This is a genomic window from Polaromonas potterensis (assembly GCF_033446725.1).
GTDB lineage: Bacteria > Pseudomonadota > Gammaproteobacteria > Burkholderiales > Burkholderiaceae_C > Polaromonas.
Map to the genome: position 1 here is coordinate 121,205 of NZ_JAWQLX010000007.1, position 11,232 is coordinate 132,436.

Here is an 11,232-nt window from a genome sequence, read left to right on the forward strand (position 1 = left end):
GGCGACCACCCCGTCCCGGTTTCAGCCCCCAGCCGGAGGGGCCGGCCCACAGAGCTTGACAAGGACCCTGCATGACCAAAGAAGACGCTGCCCCCGCACCACCGATAGAGCCTGAAGCGGCGACTTTGACCGACCCGTCACGGGTGCTTTTGCACATGCCGGTGGACATCCGCAATATGTCGCTGATGGTGCTGGCCTTGCTGGCCGGCTTGTTTGTGCTGCATTGGGCCAAGGCGGTGTTTATCCCGGTCATGCTCAGCGTCTTGTTCAGCTACGCGCTGTCGCCGGTGGTGAACTGGATGGAAATCAAACGTGTGCCGCGTTGGCTGGGTTCGGCGGTGCTGCTGCTGGCGATTGTGGGCGCGATGGGCTCCACCGCGTATTCGCTCAGCGATGAGGCCGCGCAACTGCTGGAGTCGCTGCCGGCGGCGGCGCAGAAGTTCAGGCAAACCGTGAAAACGCGCGGCAAACCGGACGGCGCGCTGGAAACCATGCAAAAAGCCGCGTCGCAAATAGAGCAGGCCGCCCAGGAGAGTGCCGCCGCCTCAGGCCCCAACCGCGGCGTCATGCGGGTGGTGGTCGAGCCTTCGCGTTTTAATGTGAAGGATTATTTGTGGACAGGCACCATCGGCCTGCTGGCCCTGGCCGGCCAGACCACGGTGGTGGTTTTCCTGACCTACTTTTTGATGCTGTCGGGCGATACCTTTCGGCGCAAGCTGATCAAGCTGGCCGGGCCCAGTCTGAGCAGCAAAAAAATCACCCTGCAGGCGCTGCAGGAAATCACCGGCCAGATCCAGCGCTACCTGCAGGTGCAGCTGTTGACCAGCGCGCTGGTGGGCGTGTTGACCTGGCTGGCGCTGCTGGCTATTGGGCTGGACAACGCGCCGGTCTGGGGCATAGCGGCCGGTGTGCTCAACCTCGTGCCTTATGTGGGTTCCCTGATCACGGCGGCGGCTTCGGCCCTGGTCGGTTTTTTGCAATTTGGCTCGCTCAACATGGCGCTGCTGGTGGGCGGCGCCTCGCTGCTTATCCACGCCATTGTGGGCAACCTCATCACGCCCTGGCTGACCAGCCGGGCGAGTCGCCTGAGCCCGGTGGCGGTGTTTGTCGGGTTGTTGGCCTGGGGCTGGCTCTGGGGTGTCTGGGGCCTGCTGCTGGGGATTCCCATCATGATGATCGTGAAATCCGTGTGTGACCGGGTCGACGACTTGAAGCCGATTGGCGAATTCCTCGGGTCCTAGATGGCCCCCACGCTTGTCGCTTCGCGTACTGCGCTGCCCCACTAGAGGGGGCCGCTGCGCCTGCGGTCTGGCAAAGCCAGTCCCGCCGCCCCTGCTGGTGTTGAACTCCAGCGGGCGCTAACATGGCCGCGCTAGATCAATGAAAAGAAAGAACTAATATCATGATGGAACTGCTGAGCGACCCGCAAGCCTGGATTGCCTTTGGCACGCTCACCGCCCTCGAGCTGGTCCTGGGCATTGACAACATCGTCTTTATTTCGATTCTTGTCGACAAGCTGCCCAAGGAAAAGCAGGCGCTGGCGCGCCGTCTGGGCCTGTTCATGGCCATGTTCATGCGTATCGGCCTGTTGCTGGTCTTGTCGTGGATCATCGGGCTGGTGGCGCCGCTGTTCACCGTGCTGAATCAGGAGATCTCCGGGCGCGACCTGATCCTGATCGCCGGCGGCCTGTTCCTGATCTGGAAAAGCACCGGCGAAATCCACCAGTCGCTTGAAGGCGAGGAGGGCCACGCGTCCAGCGCCGTCAAGGCGACGTTCACCGCGGTGATCCTGCAGATCATGGTGGTCGACATGGTGTTTTCGCTGGACTCCATCATCACGGCCGTCGGTATGGTCGACAGCCTGCCGGTGATGATTGCCGCGGTGATCGCCTCGGTCGCCATGATGATGCTGTTTGCCGGCGCCATCGGCCGTTTTGTGTCCGAACACCCGACCATCAAGATGCTGGCCCTGTCCTTCCTGGTGGTGGTCGGTGTGGTGCTGATCGCCGAAGGGTTCGATCACCATGTGCCCAAGGGCTACATTTATTTTGCGATGGCTTTTTCCATCGGGGTGGAGATGCTCAACATCCGTTTGCGCAAGCGCACGGTCAAACCGGCGCACCTGCGGACTTCTTATTCGGCCGACGATGAGCTTGGCAGTCCCGGATCGAAATGAGAGCTTCGTAAGCCTTTTTGGCCTTCAGCCCTTATACTGCGGGCGCTAACAGCTATATATTTGATAGTGTGTCAGCCCATCTGAAAAGACCGTCATGACCCGCCCAACCCAGACGCCACCCCCCTCCGGCCTGAAGCGGGCCGGTTTTAGCTCTGGTTTTGGCGTGTTGGCCGCCACCCTGGGTTCGGCGGTCGGCCTGGGCAATATCTGGAAGTTTCCCTACCTGACCGGGGCCAACGGCGGTGCGGGTTTTTTGCTGGTCTACCTGCTGGCAACCTTGCTGATCGGCCTGCCGGTGATGATGGCCGAGATCAGCCTTGGCCGCGCAGCCAAGGCCAACCCCATCTCCACCCTGCAAACCCTGACGCCGAACCGGCAGCCCTGGTGGCTGATAGGCGTGGCCGGCATGCTGGCCGCTTTTTTGATCCTGTCGTTTTATTCCGAAGTCGTGGCCTGGGTGTTTGCCTATGTGCTCAAGGCGCTACGCGGCTCCATTCTCAGCAGCGATCCGCAGGTGACCGAGGCCGCGTTTAACGCCTTGATCAGCGACCCGCTGCAATCACTCTTGTGGCAGTGGGGTGTGCTGGTGTTTATAGGCGGCATATTGCTGATGGGCGTGACCAAGGGCATCGAGGCCTTGACCAAAAAACTGATGCCGCTTTTGTTTTTGCTGCTCTTGCTGTTGTGTGCGGTCAGCCTGTCGCTGGACAAGGCGTTGGAGGGTCTGGCTTTTCTCTTCAAACCCGACTTCAGCAAAATGAGCGCGTCGGTGGTGCTGACGGCCATGGGCCTGGCTTTTTTCAAGCTCTCGCTGGGCATGGGCACCATGATGACCTATGGCAGCTATTTCCGCGACGACCAGAACATCCCGCAGACCACCTTCCGGGTCATGAGTGCGGACTTGTGTGTGTCCATGCTGGCCGGCATCGCCATTTTTCCGGCGGTGTTCACCTTTGGTTTTGCGCCGACCGCGGGGCCGGCCCTGGTGTTTATCACCATTCCGGCGGTGTTTTCCCAGATCCCGGCGGGGCAGGTGCTGATGGTGATCTTTTTTGTGCTGGCGGCCGTCGCGGCCACAGGCGCGATGTTGTCGATGATGGAAGTGCCGGTGCTGATCCTGCATGAGCGCTGGGGCCTGTCGCGTCCCAAGGCCACCTTGCTGACCCTGTTGCTGCTGGTTCTGTTGGGTTCGGGCTGCGCGCTGAGCAACAGCAGGCTGGCCGACTTCAAGCTCTGGGGCCTGAACCTGTTCGATTTGTTTGATGTGGTGTCATCCAACATCCTGCTGCCGGCTGGCGGCATTTTTATCGCCCTGTTCGTCGGCTGGGTCTGGGGCTTTGACAAGTTCCGGCAGTCACTGAGCAACCACGGTCAGTTGCGTAATGAAAAACTGGTGCGCACCGTGTTTTTCCTGTTGCGTTATGTCTCGCCGTTGCTGATCCTGATCGTGATGCTCAAGGGGCTGAACGTTTTTTAGGGAAATGCGAACTTTTTAAGGAAAAAGTGCCTGTAGACCATATAGGGTGGGCGTAGTCAGCTATTTGTTTGATAGCGACTGGCGAAGTCAATCGCCGAGATCCATCAGGCCGCTCAGGCGCACATCGCGGGGCGCATCGTAATCCGCCACCACCCACGCACGTGTGGGGTGATCCGCCGCCTCTTGCAGCAACGCCAGCACAAAAGCGATGGAAGCCTTGTCCAGCGCGGCAAAAGGCATGTCCAGCAAGGTCAGCGCCGCACCCGACGCAAAGGCCGCGGCCAGCCAGACCTTGCGTTTGGAACCCGTGGACAACATGTAAAGCTGTTTGTCCATCTGCGGCGCCAGGGCCAAACCTTCGATCAAGGCCTTCAGCGCCACGTCATCAAACCCGGGATAAAACCCGCGTTGAACGTCAAAAAATGCTTGCGGTTTCATCTGATCGAAAGCATCTGTCCGTGGATCGACCCAGAACAGTTGCTGGCGGTAGGCCGGCGCCTGATCCAACAAGGTGATGCCCTTGATCTGCAAGCGCCCGGCATCGGCGGGCAAGACCCCCGCCAGCAGACGCAGCAAGGTTGTTTTGCCACGCCCGTCACCGCCACGCACCAGGCTCACACCGGGCCGGATGGCGGCCGACCAGTCGGCAAACAAGGCTCGTTCCGGGTAAGCAAAACACAGGTCTTCGATTTGAAGGATGGCGGGCAGGGCTTGGTTCTGCGGGTCGGGTTGCTGCGGCTGTGTCATGCGCATATTGGACATGAATTTGGCAGGTCAATCGCCTTGCTTACAATGTTTGAAGTCTCTTGTGCCTCTTCATTGCAGGCTCGGCATCTCACCAGCGAACTTATCATGATCATCAAACCCCGCGTGCGTGGCTTCATCTGTGTCACCACCCATCCCACGGGCTGCGAAGCCAACGTCAAGCAGCAAATCGACTACGTCACTGCCCAAGGCGCCATTGCCAGCGGCCCCAAAAAAGTCCTGGTGCTGGGCGCGTCAACCGGCTACGGCCTGGCCGCACGTATCACCGCGGCTTTCGGCTGCGGCGCGGACACGCTGGGCGTTTTCTTCGAGCGCCCCGGCAGCGAGAGCAAGCCCGGTTCGCCAGGCTGGTACAACACGGCCGCTTTCCATCGTTTCGCCGCGGACAAAGGCCTGTATGCGAAGAGCATCAATGGCGACGCTTTTTCCGACGAGATCAAGCAAAAAACCATTGACCTGATCAAGCAGGACTTGGGTCAGGTGGATCTGGTGGTTTACAGCCTCGCAGCGCCCAGGCGCACCCACCCCAAGACCGGCGAGGTCTTCAATTCGACACTGAAACCCATCGGCAAGGCCGTCAACCTGCGTGGCATAGATACCGACAACGAAGTTGTCAAAGAGACGGTCTTGCAGCCGGCCACGCAGGAAGAAATCGACAACACCGTGGCCGTGATGGGCGGTGAAGACTGGCAGATGTGGATAGACGCGTTGCAGGCGGCCGGTGTGCTGGCCGATGGCGCCAAGACCACCGCGTTTACCTACCTGGGCGAACAGGTCACCCGCGATATTTATTGGAACGGCTCCATTGGTGCCGCCAAGAAAGACCTGGACCACAAAGTGCTGGGCCTCCGCGACAGCCTGGCCGCCAAGGGCGGCGATGCACGTGTCTCGGTTCTGAAGGCGGTGGTCACGCAAGCCAGCTCGGCCATCCCCATGATGCCGCTCTACCTGTCGCTGCTGTTCAAGGTCATGAAAGAGCAGGGCACCCACGAAGGCTGTATCGAGCAGGTCTACGGCTTGTATGCCGACAGCCTGTATGGCGCTTCGCCGCACCTGGACGAAGAAGGCCGGTTGCGCGCGGACTACAAGGAACTGGCGCCAGCGGTGCAGGCCCGCGTGCAGGAACTCTGGAACCAGGTCACCAACGAGAACCTCTACGAACTCACCGATTTCGCCGGTTACAAGACCGAATTTTTACGCCTCTTCGGCTTCGCGGTCGAAGGTGTGGACTATGAGGCCGACGTGAATCCTGATGTGGCGATTCCCAACCTCGTTTAGGTTGGGGTTGTGGGCGCGGTATTCATGCGCGTCTGACATGGATCACCGCGCATAGCCGGTAGGACGCGTTCGCGGTGATTTGTCGAGATAGATTTGAGTTTAAAAAAAGTGGGATGTCCGCGTTCGACGTAATAACGTACTCACAGTTATCGCAAATTCTTGTCGAAAAATGCGATCGACTCTTGTGCAAGGCGGTCCAGGAACGCAGCCCGGTCGAAACCTTGCGGGTCCCCGGCCACGCTGCCGTCCGGTGAGGGCAGGTCCATCGTCGGTGTGTTCATGAACGCGTAGTGTCCTGCATTGGGCACGAGTTGCAGCGTTGCGTTGGCGCCGCGCATGTTCTGCATGATCCATTGCGCGTGGAAGCGCGGCACGAGGAAGGTGTCTTTTTCGCCCGCGTAAATGGCCACCGGCACGGTGATCGATGCCAGCGAGGACGCGCTGAACGCCACGCCCATAGGCGCCAATGCCATCACTGCGCGCACGCGCGTATCGGCCTGCACCGGCTCCTCCTGCCCGTCCGCGGCGGCGCCGGCCTGCACCGAGGCGCCGCCCATGGCGCGCGACAACTTGCACAGGACGGGATCCAGCTCCGCTTCGGTCTCGCAATGCGTGCGCAGACGCGAGAGCACCGGCTTGCCGCCTGCCAGCGCCAGTACCGTGTAGCCGCCCGCCGAATGGCCTAATGCACCGATCAGCGGCCGCCCGTCGGCACCATTGGCAATGCGTGCGCGCCACTGCGGGTCGGCGAGCAAGGTGTCGATCACGCGCGAGGCCTGGCGCGGCCGCTCGGCAAAGTAGCGCGCCGGCGTGGCACGCATCGACTGGTCCTGCCAGGTATCGCCCACGTGCTCGACACTTGCAACCAGGTAGCCGTTGCGCGCCAGCGCTTGCGCCAGCGTGGCAAAGCCAGTCTCGGTGGAGGCCGTGCCATGACTGATCACAATGAGGCCCTTGAATTTCGACTCTGGTGCGCCGTTGATGGCCACGGTCTGCGGGAACGGCCCCATGGCAATCACCCGGGCCGCATCAGGCGTCGGGTAATAAAGCGCGAAGTGGGCGGGCTTGTCCTCCGCTCTGTTGGCGGCCACCGTCATTTGGCGAAAGCCCGCCTCGGCGGCGTTGGCGGCAGGTTGCAGCAGCAGGGCACAGGCCGCTGCCATGACAAGCGGGAGGGCACGAAAACCAAAGAGGGAACGGGTAAACATGGATGGATACCTTTAGTGTTGGGTGGTGTTGCGGGGATGAGCAGGCGAAGTATCCACGCGCGTTTGCGCGGCGTCGCGGAGCGTGCGACGAAATGCCGATCAGGCGGCGCCAGCTGCAGAAAACGCGCGCGAACGGGCCAGGGACTGCCGCCGCAGGCGCCCGCAGCTCATTGACGTACAAGCATGCGCTGAAGTGGCATAGGTGATTTTCTCAAGGCAAGCGCGGCGGTTTTTCGGGTAGACGAGGTAATAAGCACAGTCCTTGAGCCAGGCGATGCCCGCGAGTTGGACGCGCTGATTTTTTGTCTGAATACGACCGAAAAATTGATTTGTACGCTGATCTTCCACCGTCCACAATTGGCAAATAATTCCACGCACAGGAGACAGTTTTGCGGCACCTGATCAATCCCTCTCACTTTAGCTTCCTTTATCCGTGGCAAGAAGGCAAGACGCGCCGCTTGTCCTCAGCCGCAGGCCTGACCGGGGGACGTTCTTGAACCACTCACCCGCGCCGGCCGGGGCCCGCATTTTTCATGGCTGGTGGGTGGTGGCAGGCGCTTTCGCCGTGACCTTTGTGGGCTTCGGGAGCGCCTATACCTTCAGCGCTTTTCTCGAATCCTTGCAGCGGGATTTCAGCGCCTCGCGCGGTTCGGTGTCCCTGGTGTTTTCGCTCGCCGGTTTTTTGTACTTCGGCCTTGGCGTGGTCAGTGGTCCGCTGGCCGACCGCTGGGGCTCGCGCCGCTTGGCGGTCGTCGGCATGTTGCTGACCGGCTTGGGCCTGATCCTGGCTGGCATGGCGCGCAGCCTGGTGGAGGTGTATCTTGCTTACGGCTTGGGTGTGGGACTGGGCGTGGGTTGCTCTTATGTGCCTGTTCTGGGCGCTGTGCAGCGCTGGTTTGTCAAACGGCGCGGCTTTGCTTCCGGACTGGCCGTGAGCGGGATTGGTGTCGGCACCCTGGTCATGCCGCCTCTGGCGTCAATCCTGATTGAGGCGATGGGCTGGCGCAACGCCTACCTCGTCCTGGGCTGTCTGGCGGCCATCCTGGGGGCGGGCATGGCGCTGCTGATCGAGAACGACCCGCGTGCCCGCGGCTTGGGGCCCGATGGTGATCCTCCGCCAGCGGACGCACACCTGCGGCAGCCGTCAGGTCTTTCCGTGCGGGAGGCGATCAAGTCCCGGCGCTTCATCGGGCTGTATGCGGCCTGCCTGGTTGGCTCCTTCGGGCTGTTTGTGCCTTTTGTGCATCTGCTTCCCTACGCGCTGGACCATGGTGTTCTGCTGTCTCTGGCGGTCCTGCTGCTGGGCGTGATTGGTGTCGGGAGCACCGCGGGACGCTTTTTCCTGGGCGGCCTGGCGGACCGCATGGGTAGACCGCGCACACTGTGGGTCATGTTTGTGGGCATGGCACTCGCGCTGGCCGTCTGGGCGGTGTCGGCCAGTTTTTGGGCGCTGGCGGTTTTTGCGTTTACCTATGGTGTGTTCTACGGCGGCTTTGTGGCGATACTCCCGGCGCTGGTCATGGACTATTTCGGCGGACGCCATGTCAGCAGCATCATCGGTGTGCTTTACACCAGTGTGGCTTTTGGCACCCTGATCGGTCCCAGCGCCGCCGGGTTTGCCTTTGACCTCCAGCGCAGCTACACCTTGCCGATACTGGCCAGCCTCTGCGCCAACCTCATCGCCGCTGGTCTGGTGGCGATGATGGCCAAGGCGGCCGTGCCGGCTGGTATGGATGAGCGCTTTGAAGCAACGGCCCCCGCATCCAAAGGACGCGCATGAGGTGAAAGGGCGCTCTGGCGCACGGCCGCGCGCTTGGCCATCTCAGGTATTGGCCCGCCAGTTTCCATGAAACCCAAACGGCATCCGGTGTGACAAGTGCGCAATCGCCAGCGGCCCTGCGCTGAGGTTCATCGCGTCGATGATCAACAGGTCGCTGCGGTTTTCCTGTTCGCGCCAGGCCACGGCCAGCAACCAGCCATCCCCTTCGCCGGCGTCCGCGGAGCGCGGAACAAACACGGGCTCTGAGACGACATCGCCGGCCGCCAGGGTGTAGAGGCTTCGTTGGCCGGTCGCAAAATCGAAACAGGCCAGGCTGTCAAACAGAACACTTTCCGAGTCGTCCCGGTCGCGTGCCGTGGCATGGCAGGTGTAAAAACCATACCGGTTGCGCAGGCCCGCATACCGGTCGTCGATGCGCGGAAATTCGGCGACCAGGTCATCCAGGTACTCGCGCTGGAAGCCGGGGCTGTCGCCTGCCAGGTCAAAGGTCCAGCGGCACAAGCGGGCAGCCATTTTTCCCGGGTCGCCGGGCCGGCCTTGGGCGTCGGGCAAGCCGGGCGCGACATCCGACTGCATGACATAGGCGACGATGGTGTCGCCATCGTCCCAGGCATTCATCACATGAAACACATGACAAGCCTCGGCTTCAAACCAGCGCATTGTGTCTGTCGATGCACCGCGCCGCATCACGCCCACGTGGGTTTGCTTGCCACTCTCCCACGCCAGCAGCGGCTGGCCGCGCATCGCGCGTTCCACGCTGGTGGTCAGGGGCATGATGGGAAACAACACATGCTTGCGGGTCAGCATGAAGTCGTGCGCCATGCTGGCGTAAGGTGCATCGAAAGATTGCAGGCTGGTGATTTCGCAGTGCTTGTCCATCACCCCGTACAACATGCCGGGTGTTCCGGGGCCGTCGGGCGAGTAGGCAAAGAAGTGCAACTCGCCGGTGTCGGTATCAACTTTCGGATGGGCGGTGCAACGTGTCGTCAGGCGTCCGCCAAAACTCTGGTGTCCCTTGGACGCCAGCGTGTGGCTGTCGAGTTCGAAGGGCTGATGGGACTCTTCCAGTGCAAACAGTCGGCCGCCATGCCAGACCACGTTGGTGTTGGCCGTGCCGCTGTTTTTTCCCAGCGCGGCGGGATCGCTGGTGGCGGGGTTGCCAAAGGAGCCGAAGAGGGCTTGTCCCGCCTGGTGCTCCAGCGTCCATTTGGGCGTGTGGGCCCAGCGGTTGCGATAAGAGACCTGCCCCGCCTCGATGTAGAAAGCATGCACCATGCCGTCCCCGGTGAACCAGTGGTAGTTGTTGTCGCGCGGTGTATGTTGGGGATTGGGCCCGACGCGGTAGAGGGCGCCGGACAGTTCCAGGGGCAAGGTGCCGCTGACCTCCAGCGCCGGGAGATCGTGTTCCTGCTGGATAGGCGCAAAGTTGCCGGTGAAGAAATGAGGGTGGACTGGCTGCGTCGAAGTCATGGTTCTTTCTGGGGCGTGATTAAAGGGCAAGGGGTGATTCAAGTTGTCGAATGGCTTGGTTGACGTAGCTGGTCAAGGGCAGGTCTATGCCCGAGCCAAGGCGCAAGGCGGCCTCGTTCTGAAACGCTCTCTGAAGTTTGATTTGCAATTGCGGGTCGCCACAGGCTTTGGCCAGGGAGATGGCTTGCCAGCGACGCGCCAGCACCTGCATGTCGGTGCTGTCTGGCGCCGCGCCTCGAGACATGTGTTCGCGTATGGCCGCAATCAGCGGCGGCCAGGCGTCGGTTTGTTGGACGTAGTGCTGGCGCAGACGCTTGATGTCATGGTCATTGCAATACCCTGCGTACAGTTCCAAACGGTTGTAGGCCATGGCGTGTGAGATGAATTGCATACCGGCCTGATGCACCCCCGTGAGTGCATGCAGGGCCGGCTCATGCCAGTGCATGGTGTAAATCTTGATCAACACCCCTTCGTCGCCACCGGCTTCCTCAAGCAGCAGTTCAATCCAGCGGCGTGCCAGGGCCATGCCCTGGGCACTGTCTGGCGACACCCCGGTGTCCAGCATGTTTCGCAGCGTCGCGGCCAGCGCGGCTTTTTCGGTCTGGCGCGTTTCCGCCAGCGTGCTGCGTTGCGTGCTCAAGCTGGCCATTTCCTCGTCGCTGAAATATTTGTTGCCGGCGACCATGCTTTCAAGGGCCACCAGCCAATCGTCCAGCCCGGGCTCGGTGTTGCTGCTCAACTGCTTTTGCAACTCGGCGAGATGAGCCCGCAAGGTGTTGGCCTGGCGAATCTGGTGGTCCAGCCGTGTCAATTGTTGGGCCACGACTTCAGACAGTCCACCCGCCTCTTTGTCCAGGATGGCGACTATGTTCGTCAGGGAAATGTCCAGGCGTCTGAGCGCCTGAATGCGGTACAGCCTGGCGACATCCTCGCGGCCGTACAGCCGGTACCGGCCTTCCGACCTCGCCGAGGGCGTCAGCAGGCCGATGTCCCCGTAGTGGCGCAAGGCGCGCACCGTCAGACCCGTGCGCCGGGCCAGTTCACCAATCTTCAAAAACATGCCTGAATCTCCAAGTTG

9 protein-coding genes are annotated in these 11,232 nt (G+C 61.4%); 5 read left to right on the forward strand and 4 right to left on the reverse strand.

What is annotated here, in order from left to right:
* Positions 1–71: 71 nt before the first annotated feature.
* From R6254_RS14090 to R6254_RS14100, 3 genes are all read left to right on the forward strand, one after another.
* Positions 72–1,241: an AI-2E family transporter gene (locus R6254_RS14090; RefSeq protein ID WP_318407684.1), complete on the forward strand. Its 1,170-nt coding sequence runs from the start codon at positions 72–74 to the stop codon at positions 1,239–1,241.
* A 161-nt stretch (positions 1,242–1,402) separates the two neighbouring features.
* A complete protein-coding gene (locus tag R6254_RS14095; RefSeq protein WP_318407685.1) occupies positions 1,403–2,176 on the forward strand; it encodes a TerC family protein in 774 nt (257 codons plus the stop codon).
* A gap of 94 nt (positions 2,177–2,270) precedes the next feature.
* Positions 2,271–3,653 carry a sodium-dependent transporter gene (locus R6254_RS14100; protein ID WP_318407686.1) on the forward strand — a complete coding sequence of 461 codons (1,383 nt, stop codon included), beginning with the start codon at positions 2,271–2,273 and terminating at the stop codon, positions 3,651–3,653.
* A gap of 87 nt (positions 3,654–3,740) precedes the next feature.
* On the opposite strand, the gene R6254_RS14105 is transcribed toward R6254_RS14100, so the two are convergent.
* A complete protein-coding gene (locus R6254_RS14105; protein ID WP_412103178.1) occupies positions 3,741–4,406 on the reverse strand; it encodes an ABC transporter ATP-binding protein in 666 nt (221 codons plus the stop codon).
* 99 nt (positions 4,407–4,505) lie between these two features.
* Here R6254_RS14105 and fabV point away from each other — a divergent pair, with 99 nt between their 5' ends.
* Positions 4,506–5,696: an enoyl-ACP reductase FabV gene (gene fabV, locus R6254_RS14110; protein WP_318407689.1), complete on the forward strand. Its 1,191-nt coding sequence runs from the start codon at positions 4,506–4,508 to the stop codon at positions 5,694–5,696.
* Positions 5,697–5,842: 146 nt separating this feature from the next.
* Here the strand turns inward: fabV and R6254_RS14115 are convergent, their stop codons facing one another.
* Positions 5,843–6,904: an alpha/beta hydrolase family protein gene (locus R6254_RS14115; RefSeq protein ID WP_318407691.1), complete on the reverse strand. Its 1,062-nt coding sequence runs from the start codon at positions 6,902–6,904 to the stop codon at positions 5,843–5,845.
* A gap of 493 nt (positions 6,905–7,397) precedes the next feature.
* On the opposite strand from R6254_RS14115, the gene R6254_RS14120 reads away from it, so the two are divergent.
* Complete coding sequence (locus tag R6254_RS14120; protein WP_318407692.1) at positions 7,398–8,684, forward strand: MFS transporter; 1,287 nt, start codon at positions 7,398–7,400, stop codon at positions 8,682–8,684.
* Positions 8,685–8,726: 42 nt separating this feature from the next.
* Here the strand turns inward: R6254_RS14120 and R6254_RS14125 are convergent, their stop codons facing one another.
* Positions 8,727–10,154, reverse strand: a complete 1,428-nt coding sequence (locus R6254_RS14125) for a carotenoid oxygenase family protein (RefSeq protein ID WP_318407693.1) — start codon at positions 10,152–10,154, stop codon at positions 8,727–8,729.
* 19 nt (positions 10,155–10,173) lie between these two features.
* Positions 10,174–11,214, reverse strand: coding sequence for a MerR family transcriptional regulator (locus tag R6254_RS14130; RefSeq protein ID WP_318407695.1), 1,041 nt, complete (start codon positions 11,212–11,214; stop codon positions 10,174–10,176).
* Positions 11,215–11,232 lie beyond the last annotated feature (18 nt).